This is a genomic window from uncultured Shimia sp., assembly GCF_913054185.1.
Classification (GTDB): domain Bacteria; phylum Pseudomonadota; class Alphaproteobacteria; order Rhodobacterales; family Rhodobacteraceae; genus Shimia.
In genome coordinates, this window is sequence record NZ_CAJXIV010000085.1 from 1 (window position 1) to 17,851 (window position 17,851).

At 55.6% G+C, this 17,851-nt stretch carries 19 protein-coding genes and 1 pseudogene; 8 read left to right on the forward strand and 12 right to left on the reverse strand.

Annotated elements, in window-relative coordinates; genetic code table 11:
* A partial coding sequence (locus QZ517_RS15580) for a hypothetical protein (protein ID WP_294228446.1) occupies nucleotides 1-244 on the reverse strand: 244 nt, incomplete at its 3' end.
* Nucleotides 245-389: 145 nt separating this feature from the next.
* Nucleotides 390-1,142 carry an A24 family peptidase gene (locus QZ517_RS15585; protein ID WP_294228447.1) on the reverse strand — a complete coding sequence of 251 codons (753 nt, stop codon included), beginning with the start codon at nucleotides 1,140-1,142 and terminating at the stop codon, nucleotides 390-392.
* Nucleotides 1,143-1,291: 149 nt separating this feature from the next.
* Between QZ517_RS15585 and gspG the strand changes: the two genes are divergently transcribed.
* The 7 genes from gspG (at nucleotide 1,292) to gspM (ending at nucleotide 5,923) form a co-directional block, all read left to right on the forward strand.
* Nucleotides 1,292-1,750, forward strand: coding sequence for a type II secretion system major pseudopilin GspG (gspG, locus tag QZ517_RS15590; RefSeq protein WP_294228448.1), 459 nt, complete (start codon nucleotides 1,292-1,294; stop codon nucleotides 1,748-1,750).
* A complete protein-coding gene (locus QZ517_RS15595) occupies nucleotides 1,735-2,184 on the forward strand; it encodes a prepilin-type N-terminal cleavage/methylation domain-containing protein (RefSeq protein ID WP_294228449.1) in 450 nt (149 codons plus the stop codon). Before gspG ends, QZ517_RS15595 begins: the two co-directional genes overlap by 16 nt.
* Nucleotides 2,175-2,546, forward strand: coding sequence for a prepilin-type N-terminal cleavage/methylation domain-containing protein (locus QZ517_RS15600; RefSeq protein ID WP_294228451.1), 372 nt, complete (start codon nucleotides 2,175-2,177; stop codon nucleotides 2,544-2,546). Before QZ517_RS15595 ends, QZ517_RS15600 begins: the two co-directional genes overlap by 10 nt.
* Nucleotides 2,546-3,232 carry a prepilin-type N-terminal cleavage/methylation domain-containing protein gene (locus QZ517_RS15605; RefSeq protein WP_294228452.1) on the forward strand — a complete coding sequence of 229 codons (687 nt, stop codon included), beginning with the start codon at nucleotides 2,546-2,548 and terminating at the stop codon, nucleotides 3,230-3,232. Before QZ517_RS15600 ends, QZ517_RS15605 begins: the two co-directional genes overlap by 1 nt.
* Nucleotides 3,229-4,164 carry a type II secretion system minor pseudopilin GspK gene (gene gspK, locus QZ517_RS15610; protein ID WP_294228453.1) on the forward strand — a complete coding sequence of 312 codons (936 nt, stop codon included), beginning with the start codon at nucleotides 3,229-3,231 and terminating at the stop codon, nucleotides 4,162-4,164. The genes QZ517_RS15605 and gspK overlap by 4 nt, the downstream gene beginning before the upstream one ends.
* 71 nt (nucleotides 4,165-4,235) lie before the next feature.
* Nucleotides 4,236-5,429: a type II secretion system protein GspL gene (gene gspL, locus QZ517_RS15615; RefSeq protein WP_294228454.1), complete on the forward strand. Its 1,194-nt coding sequence runs from the start codon at nucleotides 4,236-4,238 to the stop codon at nucleotides 5,427-5,429.
* The gene (gene gspM / locus QZ517_RS15620) at nucleotides 5,426-5,923 is read left to right on the forward strand and encodes a type II secretion system protein GspM (RefSeq protein ID WP_294228455.1); all 498 of its coding nucleotides are present in this window, start codon (nucleotides 5,426-5,428) and stop codon (nucleotides 5,921-5,923) included. Before gspL ends, gspM begins: the two co-directional genes overlap by 4 nt.
* A 15-nt stretch (nucleotides 5,924-5,938) precedes the next feature.
* Here the strand turns inward: gspM and QZ517_RS15625 are convergent, their stop codons facing one another.
* Entirely contained in the window at nucleotides 5,939-6,445 is a 507-nt protein-coding gene (locus tag QZ517_RS15625; RefSeq protein ID WP_294228456.1) for a tetratricopeptide repeat protein, read from the reverse strand.
* 108 nt (nucleotides 6,446-6,553) lie between these two features.
* Here QZ517_RS15625 and QZ517_RS15630 point away from each other — a divergent pair, with 108 nt between their 5' ends.
* A complete protein-coding gene (locus QZ517_RS15630; RefSeq protein ID WP_294228457.1) occupies nucleotides 6,554-7,027 on the forward strand; it encodes a type II secretion system protein N in 474 nt (157 codons plus the stop codon).
* A gap of 15 nt (nucleotides 7,028-7,042) precedes the next feature.
* Here the strand turns inward: QZ517_RS15630 and QZ517_RS15635 are convergent, their stop codons facing one another.
* The 9 genes and pseudogenes from QZ517_RS15635 to hrcA all read right to left on the reverse strand — a co-directional run.
* Nucleotides 7,043-8,257, reverse strand: a complete 1,215-nt coding sequence (locus tag QZ517_RS15635; protein WP_294228458.1) for a type II secretion system F family protein — start codon at nucleotides 8,255-8,257, stop codon at nucleotides 7,043-7,045.
* The gene (locus QZ517_RS15640) at nucleotides 8,254-9,720 is read right to left on the reverse strand and encodes a GspE/PulE family protein (RefSeq protein ID WP_294228460.1); all 1,467 of its coding nucleotides are present in this window, start codon (nucleotides 9,718-9,720) and stop codon (nucleotides 8,254-8,256) included. The genes QZ517_RS15635 and QZ517_RS15640 overlap by 4 nt, the downstream gene beginning before the upstream one ends.
* Before the next feature lie 47 nt (nucleotides 9,721-9,767).
* Nucleotides 9,768-11,744: a secretin N-terminal domain-containing protein gene (locus QZ517_RS15645; protein ID WP_294228461.1), complete on the reverse strand. Its 1,977-nt coding sequence runs from the start codon at nucleotides 11,742-11,744 to the stop codon at nucleotides 9,768-9,770.
* A 243-nt stretch (nucleotides 11,745-11,987) separates the two neighbouring features.
* The gene (locus QZ517_RS15650) at nucleotides 11,988-12,521 is read right to left on the reverse strand and encodes an NUDIX hydrolase (RefSeq protein ID WP_294228462.1); all 534 of its coding nucleotides are present in this window, start codon (nucleotides 12,519-12,521) and stop codon (nucleotides 11,988-11,990) included.
* Between the two features lie 47 nt (nucleotides 12,522-12,568).
* Nucleotides 12,569-13,897, reverse strand: a complete 1,329-nt coding sequence (locus QZ517_RS15655; protein WP_294228463.1) for a UDP-glucose/GDP-mannose dehydrogenase family protein — start codon at nucleotides 13,895-13,897, stop codon at nucleotides 12,569-12,571.
* Between the two features lie 191 nt (nucleotides 13,898-14,088).
* Nucleotides 14,089-16,323 carry a M10 family metallopeptidase gene (locus QZ517_RS15660; protein ID WP_294228464.1) on the reverse strand — a complete coding sequence of 745 codons (2,235 nt, stop codon included), beginning with the start codon at nucleotides 16,321-16,323 and terminating at the stop codon, nucleotides 14,089-14,091.
* 69 nt (nucleotides 16,324-16,392) lie between these two features.
* Nucleotides 16,393-16,710, reverse strand: coding sequence for a hypothetical protein (locus QZ517_RS15665; RefSeq protein ID WP_294228465.1), 318 nt, complete (start codon nucleotides 16,708-16,710; stop codon nucleotides 16,393-16,395).
* Nucleotides 16,711-17,077: 367 nt separating this feature from the next.
* A complete protein-coding gene (locus tag QZ517_RS15670) occupies nucleotides 17,078-17,638 on the reverse strand; it encodes a nucleotide exchange factor GrpE (protein ID WP_294228466.1) in 561 nt (186 codons plus the stop codon).
* A 9-nt stretch (nucleotides 17,639-17,647) separates the two neighbouring features.
* A pseudogene (hrcA, locus tag QZ517_RS15675) lies at nucleotides 17,648-17,851 on the reverse strand (heat-inducible transcriptional repressor HrcA); the annotation flags it as partial.

Below are 17,851 nucleotides of genomic sequence, written 5' to 3' on the forward strand. Positions count from 1 at the left end.
CGGCGCCCTCCAGGTCTCGTGGCCCGCCCAACGCCTCCAAAAGAACGCGACCATAGCGGAACTGGACCAAAGGTTGGTCTGTTTCTTCCACATGCCGGCGCAGGCCATCACGCACAAAGACATAGTTTTTTTCCGCCCATGCGGCCTCAATCTCCGCCATTGTGGGACGTAGTGCTGTTTGCTCAGCCGCTGACAACTCCGCATCGTCGGCAACGGGCTTGAAGGTGGGTGCCTGCTGAGACATTGCAGCAGGTGTCATCATTGCAAAACTGAGCAGCAACGGGGGTAAAACGCGGAGCGGGAAATGCATATGGCCATCCAGATTAGTGTCTTCGCGACCAATGGGTTGCCGCGACTGAGAACGCCCTTTGCACCCTAGCTTCGCAGCGCTAGTTCAGCAATCCCGTAACCCGACTGAGCCACAGAAGGGCTGCGGCAAGACACAGGGCCGTACCAAAAGGAATGGATTGTTGGCCGAGGGTGTCACCGCGCCGGTGCCGGATCGCCCCCCATAAGATGCCAAAAATGGCCCCGCCGAGAACCAAAAGAGGCAAGTCAAAAGGCCCCGTAAAAGCCCCCAGACCCGCCATCAATTTTACGTCACCCAGCCCCAATCCCTCTCTCCCCCGCAGAGCACGGTAGATGATGCGCAGCACCAAGAAGCTGCCGGCACCCAACGCCGCCCCCAGCAAGGCCATCTCCACCCCGGATCCATCCGAACCCATTGCCGCAATCAATCCAGAGGCAAACAAAAGCGCGGTCAGCAGGTCAGGCAAGCGCATCCAGAGTAGGTCCGACACTGCCAATCCCAGAAGGAGCCAGAGAAAGACCGCTGTGATCAGCATGGTGGCCGCGGTGTCACTGGCAATAATAGCAAACCCAGCCGCTGCAATCGCTGCAATTTCCAAATAGAGCACCCAAGGGGGAATGCGGCTGTCACAGCGGCGACACCGCCCTTTTGACCACGCAAAGCTCAAAATGGGCACAAGGTCGCCGATATGCAGCTGTGTCCCACAGGAGCGGCAGAAAGATCGGCGAGACACCACATTTTCGCCGCGCGGGAGACGATCAACCAAAACGGCAAGAAAAGAGCCAATAGCCGGGCTGACAAGCAAAAGAAACAATGCGGTTGGATCGGTCACAGGCAAGCTCAGACAGTTTGGACAGCTCAGTTTTGCGCGCTTCGGGCTGTATTGTCCATTGCTTGCCCGTGACAGGCTCGCGTATGGGGAGAATGGACAAACCGTCCCGGCTGCCATTACCATGGCCTCCGAACAGAGCGAGCCAGTTTATGTCATCCACTTCTTTCCCAAACACCAAACAAGCCAAGAACGACGCCGGGTTTTCCCTGCTGGAATTGATGGTGGTTGTGGTGATCCTATCGGTTTTGGCCCTGGTGATTGTGCCGCGCGTGATTGACCGCCCGGATCAGGCGCGGGCCGCGCGAGCGCAGGCTGATATTGCCGCAGTTGTCAGCGCCGTGAATTTGTACCGGCTCGACAATTTCCGCTACCCAACAACGGAACAGGGGCTGAACGCATTGGTCACTCAGCCCACCAGTGATCCTGTCCCAACAAACTGGGCCACCAATGGGTATATGGACCGCCTGCCGATCGATCCATGGGGGCAGCCATACCAATATTTGTCACCCGGTGTGCACGGCGATTTTGATGTGTTCAGCTATGGCGCAAACGCCGTTTCTGGTGGCACAGGGGCGGACGCGGATATCGGGTCATGGGCCGCGCAATAACCTCAGACAATTCTGCCGGTTTCTCATTGATCGAGCTTCTGATTGCCGTGGCGGTCATGGCTGTCTTGGCTGTGGGTGCAAGTTTGTCCATTGGTCGGATGCAATCTGGTATCCCGCAAGATCAGGCTCTGTTTCAGCGTAACTTTGACCGTTTGAAAGAGCTGGCCATCACCAGCGGACAACGCCGAGGCATGAAAATCACGCCCAAGGGCATGCAATTGGCCACGCGAACCCCGCAAGGCTGGCAGGTGTCCGAGCAGATTTTGAACTGGCGCGATAAAGTGACAATCACGTCCCGTCCGGTGCCCGCTAATGCGCCCGATTTGGAGTTCCTTGCCAATGGAGAAACCACTGCGTTCACGATTGCGTTTAGTAGAAAAGACAATGTGGGCCGATGCCAGTCAGACGGCTTTCTGGGGCTGACATGCGAGTGATCAGACATCAAGGATCGCCAAACGACACGGGCCTGACACTGATCGAGCTGGCCATTGCGATTTTTGTGCTCGCGATTGGCACCATTGCCGCCACCCGTGCGGCGGATCAGTCGCGCGTGGCAATTGGGGGGGAGACACCCCGGTTGCTGGCACGAATTGTGGCGCACAATCGGGTGGAAGAGCGCAAATTATATGGGACTTCCGCGCCCTTACCTGCCTCGGTTTTGATGGGGTCACAGGATTTTGCGATTGAAGAAGATGTTGCCGTAACCGAAGCGGGGTTGGTCCGTGTCCAAGTGACAGCAAGAGGCCAATCTGGCGAGGGGGCACAATTGAGTGCTTACCTGAAAGGCGGGTTGTGATGCGCCATTTTCAGGCTCCGCCCAATTCCGCGCACAACGATCACGGACTTAGCTTGATCGAGCTTGTGGTGGCCATGGCGCTGTTTGCTTTGGTGGCGGTCATGGGGGCGCAGGGCCTGTCTGGGATGCTGCGGTTGCGCGACAATTTGCATGAACGCAGTGAAACATCCGCTGAGCTGGCACAAGCAATCAGCCTTTTGCGGCGAGATATGTCCTCGGCGGTTCCAATGCCGTTCTTTTCGCCCGACGACGGGCCGATATTGTCCGCTCTCATCGAAGACACCCAAGGGTTTTCCGTATCGGTTGGAGGACAACCAACGTTGCACACATCCGGTCGGCTTCAACCGGTTTTCCATCGCATTTCTTGGCGGGTTCAGCCGCGTTTGGGTCTATTCACGCGGCAAAGATGGTCGACGCTCACGCCACTCAACAGTACGGCGCTTGGCCCGGAAGTCTTGGTGCTGGACGGCGTCACAGACATGCGGCTGCGCAGTTATTGGGGGGAAATTGGCTGGGTCAACGGGCTGCGCCCGCCGTTGCAAGCGGTGCAAAGCGCATCCAACCAGGATGAAGACAGCGGCTCAATTGCCACAGTTGCCTACTCCAGTGGCTTGCCGGACGGGGTGGAGATCACGTTGGTCACCGAGAAATACGGTGAATTGGTGCTGTTGGAGTCGCTGAAATGAGCGGGCATCGGAGCCCTGAAAGTGGCTATGTGCTGGTAAATGCCCTGGTACTGGTGGCAGCGTTGTCCGCGGTGGCGGTTTTTCTTTTGGCGCGGGCGGATGCAGGCCGCAACCGATTGGACGCAGGCCTGACGGCAGCACAGGTGTCTTTGAACTTGGATGCGTATGAAGCGCTTGCCAAAACTCTGCTGGAGCGGGATACGGGCGCGGTTGATCACAGTGGTGAAAACTGGGCCAAGCCAGTAATTGACATGCCGCTGGAGCGAGGCCGTGTGACCGGGCGTGTTGTGGATCAACAGGGACTGTTTAACCTGAACTGGCTGTCCAATCCAGACTATGAGACAGCGCATCGGGCGTTTGATCGCCTGTTGACTCAACAAGGCGTACCACAGCGGGTGGGGCAGCAAATTCAAGCACTGCTAAGCGCAGATGGTCCAACAGACCCAGCCGCCTGGCATAGAAAAACGCCCGCAGAAGCGCCTGTCTCTGGGCCAATGTTAATGGCGGATCAGCTGGCGCATGTGCCCGGGGTTTCCGAGCGTCACCTGTCGCGGTTACAGCCATTTGTGACGGCGCTTCCCGGCGACAGCACCTTGAACGTCAACACGGTGTCGGAAGAAGTGCTGCGCGCGTTTTTGCCAAACCTGTCAGCCGCGGCCTATAACCAAGTTTTCCGTGACCGTACCGCTCAGCCATTTTCATCGGTTGATGCTTTTTTGGCGGCGGTTGGTGTTTCGATCGCAGATGCAGATAATCCTGAAGGGCCGCCACCCCTGTTATTGCCAGAGCATTTTTCAGTTGGGTCGCAATGGTTTCGTGCTGAGATATCAGCTTCCATTAACGGCCACTTCGCCCAGCGCAATGTTGTGTTTCAGAGACAAAGCTTTCCCGTTGGTGTAACGACACACTGGCGGATCACGACAAGGCCATGAAACAAAAGCAGGATTGCACTCTGTGCCAGAGGCCTGCATTTTGCTGATACGTGCATTTAACAGGAGCGCCGGTGCTACAAGTCGCAAAAACTGCCAACCCTGCCAAGACCGGAGAGACCTCCGAAGTTTTTGCGCGCGCTGGTGACGGAACGCTGACGGCCCGACATATTGTATTGGCACCTGGTCATGCTGTGCCACTTTTCCATCTGGACCTCCCCAAGTCGTTGCGTGGGCAAGCCAGAGAACAGGTCGCACGGCGGCAGTTGACGGACCGAATGGGGCTGAATGACACGGTGGAAATGCGGCCCTGTGTTCTTGGCGCCAAGGGAGAAGATTGGTCTCGTGTGTTTGTTGCAGAACACACCCAAATGGCGGAGTGGCGAAGCTATGACTGCCGCGCGGTGCTCCCGGACTACCTGTCATTGCCCATATCAGAGGGTCTTTGGACGCTTTCACAAGCCAAGGTGGACGGTTCGGCCATTGTCATGATGCGGTTTGGTCCCAACGATGGGGTCAGCACATCTGTTGAAATGGCTGAGGCCGTGTTGACCCAGTCGCTAAACACCGGTCCCAAACCCAAAGCGGTACTTTGGCAAGGCGACAGCCTCCCAAACATTGACACCTTGATGAGCGCGCATCAGGTGCCCGTTGTCACCGATCCAGACTTGCTAAAGGAGTTGGGGCTGGACCAACCTTCGGTTTTGACCCACGGCGAGCTGGCATGTGATTTACGCACGGACCCAATGGCGGCACGCACACGGTTGGCGCAACGGGTTTTGCCGTGGCGATGGACAATATTGGCTGCTGCGTTGGCTGTCACCTTGTGGACGACCAGTCAACTTGTCGCCATAGGGCGCATTGAGGAGCAGACCGCCAAAATCAGCTTCCAGACCCAAGAGATTGTCAAAGAGCATTTTGTGCCAACCGGGCCCATTTTGGATGTGCGATCCCAAGTTAGCCGTGTGCTGTTGGATTTGCGGCAATCCCATAGTGGCGGAAGCGCAATGCTGGATGTTTTGGACTTGACGGCAGAGGTGGGTGCGGTGCTGGATGCTGCAGACGCGGTGCCGGAGATGGTCAACTATTCAAAGGACAGCGGGCTTCTGATTGTTGTGCGGATGCCGGATTTTGGCAGTGCCGAACGGCTCACGGCAGCGCTACAGACGGATCACATGAGTGCAGAGTTGGAAGAAAGCCGGGTTAGCGACGGTCAGGTTGGCGTGCGCACCGAAATTCGAATTTTGCCCAAGGAGCCATCACAATGAGTGCCCGGTTCCTAGATTTTCTACTGCAGCTGACCCGCCGGGAAAGAGTATTGTTGGCCGGAATGGCTGTCATTGTGGTGCCATTGGCCGTGATTTTTGGCCTGATCCTTCCGCTTCAGGATCAACGAAACACGGCTGAACAGGCGCAGAAAGAAGCAGTTGCATTGCAACGCTGGGTGTCCAGTCAAGCCAGAGAACAAACGGTTTTGTCGCAAACCGCACCTCAAGCTGAGATTGGAGACCCGATAGGGTCCGGCGGGATCGAACAGGGATTGATCGAGGCGCAACTGCGCCAGTCCGTCACTGTGTTGGACGCGGATGGCGAAGATGGGATCGAACTTCAGTTTGAGCGCGTGGATTTCCTCAAACTGGCATCTTGGCTCAGATCGACACATCCCGAATGGGGCTATGACATCGTCGCCTTCCGGCTTGAAGAGACAAATGAGCCAGGTGTGGTGTCAACCTGGCTCGATCTTCGACCACCTAAGAACTAGGCGTTTTGTGCTGTGTTAGAGACGTTTTAGTCGCGAAGAAATCTTTGCCTGGCGTCCCGCCATTGCACCAAGAGGATCCAAATCAGGGTTTGATTTGAGAACCTCTTCAAGCGCGGCATTTGCGGCGCTGAGATTCTGACGGCCTGCAGCGGTGTTGCCTTCAGACAGCTGTTTCATACCCAATTCATGTTGTGCAGTGCCTTGAACCGACAAGGCAGCGCCACGCGCCAAGCCGGTTTGGCTGCCCGCCAGTGCAGAGGCAATTTTTGCGGCTTGTTCGAAGTTGCCTGCCCGCAGCTCAGTATGGGCGTATTCAAGCTGAAGACGAGGGGCCAGAGGACCTGCCTGCTGCAACATTTTCTGATAACTGCGGCGCGCGCGGTCATATTGCCCGCCTTCAAGCGCGTTTCTGGCCACGGCATATTGGCTTTCAAAGCTGTTGCGCGACACCATTTCATCGCCGCAACTGCCTACCCCAATAAGCACCAGACCGGCGAGACCGGTTCGGAGAATGGAAGACATGGTTTGTACCTGCTCAAGATTGTCGTTTTTTCTTATTTGTAATAACTTAGCATAATCGCGACCCTGCGTCTATCTTGCAGCGGTTTGGTCAAGGGAGAGTGGGCATTTATGCGACTAATCGCTGGGTTCTGCACGTTGGTGTGTCTTGGGGGAGCTGTCTGGGCGGGATGGCAACTGGCCGAGGAACTGCGCGCGCCGCAGGATTCACTGACGTTGCCAAACAGTGCGACGCTCTCCGATGAAGCCACGCCGCCACAAGCTGTGCGACAACCGCGCCGATGGACCGCTTTGTTTGGCGAACGCCAACCGCCAACACCCCAAACTGCGCCGCCCCAACAAAAAGAAGAGCCTCAACCCCCAAAAGCCGCAAAGCCTCCTCTGTCCAGTCTTGGATACACCCTAAAAGGCATGGTGCGCGATGGGGCTTCCTCTTGGGCAATTGTAGGCCACCCCACAGGGGATCGCCTGTTGCGCGTTGGCGATATGTTGGAACCAAACGTGCGGGTTGCCATCATTGACGCGCAGGGGCTTTGGGTGTCTCGGGATGATGATGACCCCGAACTGATGGCTTTCCCCGAATAGGGTCTGCCAGGATAATTACCCAGCGACCACCGCTTGCAAATCGAAGATCGGCAGCAACACGGCCAGCACAATTGTGAGCACCAAGGCGCCAACCAACATCATCAACAACGGCTCCAACAAGGCGGCGATGCGCTTGCGCTCGGTTGAAAGGCGATGTTCCACCAGGGTCGCCGCACGATCTGTCATGCGGGCAAGCCGGGCGGAGGCTTCCCCTGCGGCAATCAGTTGACGGGCGACCGGGGGCAAGAACGACAGTTGGGACAGGGCGGATGAGAGGCTCTCACCCTGTCGCACGGCTGTCGCAACGGCGTCCCCTTCGGATTGAAACTGCGCCACCACCAAAACATCTTTGGCGTTGACCGCAGCGCTGAGGACAGCGTGGCGCGCGCCAAGTACCAAGGCCAATGTGCGCATGTATTGCACGGAGGCGGACAGGCGCAGGAGACGTCCTGTCACGGGCAACCGCAGAAGCGTCCGGTCTCGCAGGTCACGCAAGGCAGGGACACGCGGCGTGATCACAGCCAAAACGACAAGCAGGCCCAAGATCACGGCAAGGGGGAGCACATTGGCCTGAATCCAATCGCTGATCGATAGCACATACAGTGTAAGTGGCGGCAGAGGGCGTCCGGAAAGTTCAAACATCGAGACAATTTCGGGGGCAACGCTGGTCATCAGGATGCCACAGACCAAGAGTGCCACGGCAGCCACAAAACCGGGATAAATCAAGGCAGTGGCAATGTCTGCTTTTTCCGTGCCGAGTTGCTCCAGGTGATCCGCCAACTCTTGAAACACAGAAGCCAATTCGCCGGCATCTTCGCCGGCTCTGAGCGCAGCAAGGTAGTATGGTGGAAACCCTGCACCGGTTTCGGCAAGCGCATCTGATAAGGTGACACCTTCCATAAGTGCTGCGCGCGCTTGCGCTGCAACGGTGTCCAGGGCGGTTTGGCTCTCACTGCGCACAGCCTCCAACGCGGCTTCTGCGGTGAGTTCTGCGCCAAGTAATACCGCCATTTGCCGGGTGAACACCGATTGCAGATCCGCGTTGAGGCGGGACCGGCGTGAAAGACGCACGTTGCCCTTAGTTGGGTGCGTTACGGTCTCTTGGACCTCAGAGACAAACAGATCTTGCTGCGCCAGTTGTGCGGCGACATCTGCCTCAGTTTCGGCAACAATAGTGCCTGTTTTGCGCCGACCATTGCCGGTGTAAGCGATATAGGCGTAGGCCTTCACGCCACGTCTCCGACAACACGCAGGGTTTCAGACAAGCTCACATCACCTGCGGAGGCCGCGAGCAAACCCTGACCAATCAGGGTCTCCCCAGCCGACAGCGACATGGAGGCCATTTCCGTTTCGGTGGCTCCACGATCGATGGCAGCGCGGAGGGTCTCGCCAATTTCCACCATCTCAAAGATACCCATCCGCCCGGAATGCCCTGTGCCAGAACAGGCATCACAGCCCACTGGCTCAAAGAGCTTTTCAGGGATTGGCAAGCCATGGCGGGTGAAATGGGAAATCGCGTCACTTGTGGGCGCGTGTTCCGCACAACAGTTTTGGCACAACCGGCGCAAAAGACGTTGGGCAATTACGCCGCGCACTGTGGCAGCAATGAGAAAGTTATCCACACCCAGATCACGCAGACGCACAATGGCGCCAACGGAGCTATTTGCGTGCAATGAGGAAAACACCAAATGCCCAGTGAGAGCTGCCTGGGCCGCGGTTGACGCGGTTTCCGGATCGCGGATTTCGCCAACAAGAATAACGTCCGGGTCTTGGCGCAACGTGGCCCGCAGCCCCGCGGCAAAGGTCATGCCAATGTCCGCGTTGATTTGAGATTGGCTCACGCCGGGCAGATCATATTCGATCGGATCTTCGACGGTGACGATGTTGTGCTCGTCGCGGTCTGCCAGTTGCAGCAGGGAGTAGAGCGTGGTGGTTTTGCCCGCCCCAGTGGGGCCGGTGGCCAGAATGATACCGTTCGGCAGAGACGCAAGCCGCTGCAACAAAGCTTGCTGCGCCGCGGACAAGCCAAGGTCCATGAGCGGCATCAGACCGGCGGAGCGGTCCAGAATACGCAATACAATGCGCTCGCCGTAGTGGCCGGGCAGCGAGGACACACGGGTGTCAATCATGCGCCCGCCCAAAGACAGCGCGATACGGCCATCTTGTGGCAGGCGGGTTTCGGAAATGTCCAAACCGGCCATGACCTTGAGACGCGACACAATGCGTTTTACTGGCACGTCAGCACGGTCCATGACTTCCTGCAAAAAGCCATCTACCCGCATCCGCGCTCGAAGGCCGTACTCGTGCGGCTCAACATGCAGGTCTGATGCATTGGCCAGCACAGCCTTACGCAGCAGGCGGTTGACCAACTGGATCACCGGGGCGTCCCCTGGCTCGTCCAGCAAATCGCGCTGACGAGAGGCAAAAGCCGCTTCTTCGAGATCAAAGCTCAATTCTTTGTCGTTTGTCGAGCCTTCACCGGTGTCTGATCCGTCGTAGAGTTTCGCCAACTGTGCTTCAAACTCCGGCTGTGTCAGCTGAGTGAAAACCACATCTGTCAGACCCGCCCGCCTTTGTGCCTCGCGCAGCCCCACCGCGGTCACGGCGGGCCCTGCGGACACGTGGGTGCCGTGCAAGAGCACTTGGTTGTCGCGGGCAAAAGCAAACGGCAGGCGGTTTAGAAGATCACCCATAATAGTCTTGCCCCGACCCCAGCATCACACGCATGCACACGCCTGGATCAGTTGCCGTTGAACCGCAGGCGGCTTGGAAGCGGTGGGAAATTGCGGCTTTGCGCAAGCGCATCGATAAATCCAGCATCAAAAGGTTGGTTCAAGTCCGCCCCATCATAAGGCAGCAGGCGTTGGTCAGCCCGAGGGTAGCCTCCCTCATCCAGCGGCTGAATGGAAGCACTGGTTGCGTAGGCTTTATCTGTCAGGTTTTTGGTGATGCGACGCGCCTCAGCGTCATTGGAGACAACTTGTGGACGGAGCAACACCAGCAGCACACGCTGGTTTTTGGTGGAATTCTTACCGCGGAACAACCCACCAATCACAGGTAGATTGGAGATACCTGGCACCCGCTGATTGACCGCACCTGACCCGTCTTCAAGTAAACCACCAAGCATAATCACGTTGCCATCGCGCACCAATGCTGTGGTTGAGAGTGCACGGCGGGCGGTGATTTCCCCGCCGGATGTTGAGGTGGAGTTTGTCAGATTTGACACCTCCTGTTTGATCACCATGCGCACAGTTCGGTCGGCGTTGATCTGAGGTGTGACGTTTAGAGTCAAACCCACGTCTTGCCGCTCGATGGTCTGGAAGGGGTTTTCCGGGTTTGAACCGTCCCCTGTGGAGGTGTAACTGCCAGTCACAAAGGGCACGTTTTGGGCAACAACAATCTCTGCCTCTTGATTGTTGAGCGTCAAAATCGATGGGGTTGATAGCAGGCGCGTAGAGTTGACGGAGGCAATGGCGGTGATCAAACCAGCAATGCCGTTGCCAGTGCTTGAGTTGTAGGTGCTGCCTCCCAACACGCCGGCAGGTCCCAAATTTGGTGCGTCGCCATTTGACACAGCCGACACCAGATTGATCAAGCTGGTGCGTCCCGGGAGCGCAAATTGGACGCCCCCGACCAGCGCATCATTGAGAACGGCAGCAAATTGGACAGAGAGGTCAGAAAACCCATCCACGGTCATCTCAAAAATTACCGCCTCAACAAGGACTTGCGTGGGGCGTTGATCCAGATACTTCACGATCCGGACAATATCGGACATGCGGTCCTGCGGCGCAAAAACCAACAACGTGTTGGTTTGAGGTTCTGGCACAATCCGCACTTTAGCCTGCGCAGCTTCCCCGCTGGCATTGACGGTCCGCAAAACAACATCGGCAATTGCAGCAGCGTCAGCGTAGTTCAAAGGGATTGTCCGGCTGCTTACACTTTCACGTTGCGTATCCAGGCGGCTGGCCAAAAGTCGCACGCGCTGCCGCATTTCATCTGGACCAGACACCAGAAGTGCGTTGGAACGGCGGTCAATGCTCACTGAAGCCCCGTTTGGCACAATGCCCATGGATTGCACCACTTGCAGAACATCCCCAGCCTGGGCGTTTTGCAGTTGAATCATCTCGATTGGGTCCGCCTGTCGAGGTTGATCCAAGCGCTTGATCAAGCGGGTGATACGGGCGTGGTTTGCACCACGATCCGACAGAATTAGCAGATTTGCGCCTGGCACGGGTGTGATCACCGCTTCTGATGGCAGAAGGGGGCGCACCACCTCTATCACCTCTTGCAACGGCACGTGGCGCACAGGAATGACCCGGGTTTCATAACCCGAAGACACGCCAGATGAATCGCCAGACGACAGCTCTCGGGCAGTGTTCATCTGCACAATACGGTCCGCGCCAGCGCCTTCGATGACTGTCAGGCGATTGAGCTCCAGAACAGACAGGAAAACTTCATAAAGCTCATCCGCTGTAAGTTGATTGGGTGCCAGGACGGTCACATTGCCTCGGACAGCGGGGTCCACGACAAAGCTGCGGCCGGTGTTCTCTGATACGATCTCGACAAAACTACGCAGATCAGCGTCGCGCAGATCAAGTGATACTTGTGCCTGGGCCGTGCCAACCCCAATAGCAAAACATGCAAAAACACTGACAACCGCACCGACCATCGCCGATGCCACAGCCCGACGGGGGCTTAGGCGTGCAAATAGTTTCATGACCTGCTCTCTTGTCACGGGCTGTCGCCTGATCCGTTGATCGAACCTAAGCCGCCTTGCCTCTTTGGGGCTTTATAGCGGATGTGCCGACGGATTGCACTCTTTTCCACACAGTTTTCCACAGGCTGTTGGCCGTGTAGTCCATAAGTGTGGCAACATCGCTACGCGCCATTGCGGGCCGTCTAATAGAGTCTCCACTCCAAGTGAACTCAAGTATTCTCCCACAACAGGCTCTAATTAGGCTTAAGACTGCATTTTCCACAGCCCCCAGGCTGCCACGTGGTGCATCACACCAACCTCACCCGACAGGATTGCCGCCTCAATTTGACTGGGCAGAAGCGCTTCGTAGGCAAACTCTTCCAAATCGCCTGGATTGGGCTCGGTGACACGGCGGCAGTGCGGCGCGACAAAGTAATGACCTTGGCACACACGTTGATTGCCGTGATCCACAAACGAGCCCAGATGCACCAACGTGTCCGCTTGCAGGCCGGTTTCCTCCAAGAGCTCGCGCCGTGCAGCGGTTTCAGGATCCTCGCCTGGATCCACATGCCCAGCTGGAAATCCCAAAACTTCGCGGGCCGGGCCATGTTTGTACTGCCGGATCATTTCCACACGCCCATCATCCAAAAATGGAATAACCACCGCAAAATCCATCAACCGTATCTGGTAGAAGTCATCCACCACTTGCCCGGGTTTGATCTCAACTTGCTCTTGCAGCACTTCCAGAAAGGGCGGCCGGTTAAGCAGGCTTTTTGTCGACAGCGTTTTCCAAGTCATAAGATGTCGCCTTTCCGGTGACTTAGGCCAATTCCGTCAGCGGGTGGTTAGACATCCATGCGTGAAAACCCAGCCCGCCCAATGCTGTCATACGCTTCAAAACCAGCCCGTTTGGCATCCCGGACAGAATAGATATTGCGCAAATCTGCCAGTCGCGGTGTTGCCATTTTGCGGGCGATTTTCTTCAGGTCCAGCGCCCGGAACTCATTCCACTCGGTCATGATCACCAAGACATCGGCGTTCTGTGCAGCTTTGTAGGCATCTTCCACCCAGATCACTCCCGGCAAGAGCGCTTCGCCCTCGTGACGCCCCTGTGGATCGGTCACACGCACCTTGGCACCACCACCAACCAAGGCGGGGATCACGGTCAAACTGGGCGCATCCCGCATGTCGTCGGTGTTTGGCTTAAAGGTCACACCCAGAACACCGATAGTCTTGCCATTGAAGCTGCCGCCACAGAGATCAAGCAGCTTGTCGATCATGCGCCGTTTCATCTCTTCATTCACCTGAATGACAGTCTCGGTGATTTGCATTGGAATGGCGTTGTCCTGGCCAATGCGGGCCAAAGCCTTGGTGTCTTTAGGGAAACAGGAGCCACCGTACCCGGGACCTGCATGCAGAAACTTATTCCCAATGCGGCCATCCATGCCCATGCCTTTGGAGACCTGTTTCACATCTGCGCCAACACGCTCACACAGGGCGGCAATTTCATTGATAAAAGTGATCTTGGTGGCCAGGAAAGCATTGGCGGCGTATTTGATCATCTCGGCGCTTTCCAAATCCGTTGTGACAATCGGGAAGTCCCGCAGATAGAGGGGGCGGTAGATGTCGTTCATCACTTCGCCAGCCCGATCATTGTGCACGCCAATCACAACACGATCCGGCTTCATGAAGTCTTCAATGGCGGCGCCTTCGCGCAAGAATTCTGGATTGCTGGCCACGTCAAAATCCAGATCGGGATTGGCCTTGCGCACAACTTGCTTGACCTGTCGATTGGTGCCCACAGGCACAGTGGATTTGGTGACAATCACCAAGTAATCTTTGGCCGTCCGGGCAATTTCTTCGGCTGCCGCCATCACATACGACAAATCCGCATGGCCGTCGCCGCGACGTGTTGGGGTGCCAACCGCAATAAACACTGCCTGGGCACCGTCCATGGCTTGCTCGAGATCGAGCGTGAAGCTGAGACGGCCAGCTTCAACGTTTTTTTCCATCAACGCATGTAAGCCGGGCTCGTAGATTGGGACTTCGCCACGTTCGAGCATTTCGATTTTGGCAGGGTCTTTGTCAACACACACAACCTCATGTCCAAAATCGGAGAAACAGACACCGGAAACCAATCCAACATACCCCGTGCCGATCATCGCAATTTTCATTTGTGCCACCCATTTTTACTGCCCGTTTGGCCCTTTAATGAGCTTGCCAGATGTGTCTGTCAACGCAGCAACAGTTGCCGCTGACGCCACACCCTAGCAAACCTGCTTTTTTTCTTTTTGAGGGAAGGACCGTTTGACAACAAACCAGCGGTGCAAACACCGCTGGCTGTGTTTTCATCTCAAGGTGCCGTTCAAATAATATCAATCATACTTGCGTCAAACTGTGCGGCCCAGCCTGTAATCGTGATCACATCTGCGCCAAACGTTAGAACGTAGTTGCCAGCCGAGTCAGCGCCATAGGTGTTGAGAACATCTGCAGCGGACAGCACGGCCCCACCCCACAACGCATCATCCAATGACAGCATATCGCCTTCTGTAGAGCTGAAGTTGTTTACAGTGTTCCTGGAACCGACGCCTGTTGAGAAGACAAATGTATCAGCGCCCAATCCGCCGTCTCCGACATCATTACCTGCGCCAAAATCCAAGACGTCATTGCCGCCGCCGCCGAAGAGTTCATCTTTTCCGGAACCACCTATAAGTGTGTCAAATCCGTTTCCGCCAAGTAAAATGTCACTACCGGTAGACCCCGACAGGAAGTCTGCGCCATTGCCGCCGTCCAGAAAATCTACACCCGACCCACCATACAAGCTGTCGTTCCCGCTTCCGCCAACAAGACTATCATTGTGATCTTCACCGTATAATTTGTCGTCGCCAGACTGCCCCCAAAGACTGTCGTTCCCGCTTTTGCCCAGAAGGATGTCGGCACCATCGGAACCTTTCAACCAGTCCTTTCCTTTTCCGCCGTTCAAAGTATCGTTGCCATCGCCGGCAACCAGGCTATCGTGGCCAACTCCGCCGCTGATAAGATCATTACCACTACCGCCGAAAACGTGGTCATCACCAAATCCGCCAAGCAATCGATCTTCACCATCGCCGCCAAAAAGGGAGTCATCTCCAAAAGCACCGGAAACGGTGTCGTTACCGAGACCGCCAACAACTAAATCATTGCCGCCTCCAGCATTTACCCAATCGTTTCCATCATTGGACTTGATCACATTCGCAACGCTGTTTCCGATAATGTGATCATTGCCGGACCCAGTGTTCAAGTTCTCGATAACCGTGCCTACGGCGATGCCAAGGTTCCCAATTTGACCGCCGAAGTCCGAAAATTTCCCATCTCTCATGTCAATCCGCGTATCTTGCGCAAACATCCGCATGTCCAACAAATCCGTGCCACCCTGATCGTAGATGGTCATTGCAACTGGAGAATTTATCGGAATGACACCGTTAAAAACGTCACCGAGGTAACCGCCGAGATTTGAATTCATCCCCCAGACCGTGTTGCCCGCAGTTGCACTTCCAGCACCGGCGGCACCATAGATGTCCTGAATCGCCACAATATCCACCATCATGGCGGACATATTAGTGGCCCAGCTCGCGTTTGTGCCCAAGCTGTCAACTTGGTTGAAATATGACATGACAGACATTTGCCAACTGTCGTTGCCAAAGTTTTCGTCTGTACCATATTCAGCCGAACCGTTGTAATGACCCTGGTGGCCCAAACCCAACGCATGGCCAACTTCATGGATATAAGTTCGGAACGAATAGCTGTCCAATGTTGTGCCATTTGTCGTCAACCAATCCGTAGACACATTCACAACCGCACTGAGAGTGGTCCCACCCGACACGGTGGAACCAGCCCATGCGCCAGAATCCGTGTCCTGGAAACTGATATCGGCAACCCCAGCTACTTCCTGAAATACAATGTCGGCGACAAGCTCCCAGGCTTCAAAAGCCCAACGCGCCAATTGCTGACCTTCTGCGGATAGGGTCGAGATGTTCACCGTGATGATATTGCTGACCGATGTGTCAAAAGAGCGCGCGGCCCTTCCAGTATCGGTCCAATACCCAGAAGTGAGATAGTCAGCCATGTCTTGAACTGAACCGTCTGCAATTGGCGTGAACGTATCAACCGAAAGGCTATAGCTGGAGGCAACAGTGTTGTGGCCGTTGACCGCGAAATAGTAAGTCCCGCTGTAGGTGGCCTCAAACGTCAGGAAGGAGTCAAAATTGCCGCCGCTGGAGTCAATATTGTCGTTGAAGTCAATAACGTCCCCGTTAGAATCAGCGGCCCAAAGTCTAGGATCATCGCCGCTCACGGCCACTTGATAGAACTCACCAGCGACCAAAGTGATCGCAATGAGGTCCACATCGGTGCTATCAATTGTTCCCTGGAAGGTGTCACCAACGGAGATGGAGTAGGGCGTGGTGAGGTCGCCTGGAGCATCAACGGTTTCAGATACTATTGCGCCATCTGGATCGCCAACAACAGGAGTTGTGATTGGGTCGCCTTCATGGCCACCCCCATGGCTGTCATGGTAAATGGGGGTATCAACAGTCGCAAAAAGCGCGTTCTGAACTGGCATTCTGAAAATCTCCTATCTCTCCGCACTGGTGTTGGCTTCACAACACAAAACAGAGCAGAAACTCTAAAATTACTTTTCCCAAGGCGGCGTGCTGACTTTTATCAGGCCGTCAGCAAACCCTTCGTGCAGATGCTGCCGTGGCGCACCATCCATTCCATCCACCTGGATAGGTGGACCTTCGTAGTTTTGTCCCGTTTCGAGGTTTCGCCATATCAAAAACCCACTCACATGATCAGATCGAAGCGCTTGAACAACCAGTTCTCCGGACGCCCCCACACTTGCAAGACTGGGCGTTTCCTCAACTTGTTTTATGGCGTGGTGAGGGAAATGACTTTGCAGCTTCTTTTGAAGCACATCACACAGATCGCGCACGCCCATCTCAGACATGCCGGTCTCCGACGTTTCGCAGATTAGAAAGAGGGGGGGCATTTTGCTTTGAGTGCTACCCATTGCTGTCGAAACCATCAACAGCACAGCACTCAGAAACAAACATGTCGAAGACCAAGACCACACCAAAACCCCTCCGATCAAATCGTTACGAGTATTCACCATTCACCGCTATTTTATGCACCAAATGCATACCGCTGGTAAGTCTGGGAAACCAGAAGAAGTTTTAACGAAACCTTAAGTAATCTGGAAATCTTCCTTTTGTCGCAGCATCCTCACGGTGCAGAAAATATATCAACCCACAGAAGTGAAAACGAAAAAGGCTCCCGCAATTCGGGAGCCTCTCATACGATCGCCGAGAACATTGTTATCCAGGATTGGAGCTCACGCCCACTTGGGCTGGACGCAGGAGACGGTCGTGCAGCATGAAACCCTGGGCAGAAACCTGAATGATTTCGCCAGATTTGGTGCCAGGCACCGGGGCTTCAAACATAGCCTCATGCACATTGGGATCAAACTTGTCGCCAACTTCTGGTGAAATGACCTCCATACCGTGTTTGGCGAAGGTTTTGAGCAAGCCACGCATGGTGAGCTCAATGCCTTCGATTAGGGCAGCGGAGGCTTCTTTTTGCTCATCCGTGATGGTTTCCACAGCACGTTTCATGTTGTCAAACACCGGCAGCATGTCACGGGCCAGTTTGGAGCCACCATATTGCTCGGCTTCGCGACGGGCTTTGTCGCCACGTTTGCGGGCGTTTTCGGCATCTGCCAGCGCGCGCATCCAGCGGTCTTTTAATGCGTCGCGCTCAGCCCGCAGCTCGTCAATTTCAATTGCCTCATCATCCAGCTCATCCAAGCTTTGGGCAAATTCTTCGGCCTCGGCATCTGCGATGTCGTCCAGAAACTCGTTTTCTTTCGGCTCAGCCATTTGTCACCTCTAACCGCGGTCGGTGATCAACTTCCCGACCAGCTGTGCCGTGTAATCCACAATCGGCACGATGCGTCCATAGTTCAGGCGCTTGGGTCCGATGACCCCGACAGCACCCACGATCTTACGATCAGCGTTCATATAGGGAGACACCACCAAAGAGGAACCCGAAAGTGAAAAAAGTTTGTTCTCAGAGCCAATAAAAATGCGCAC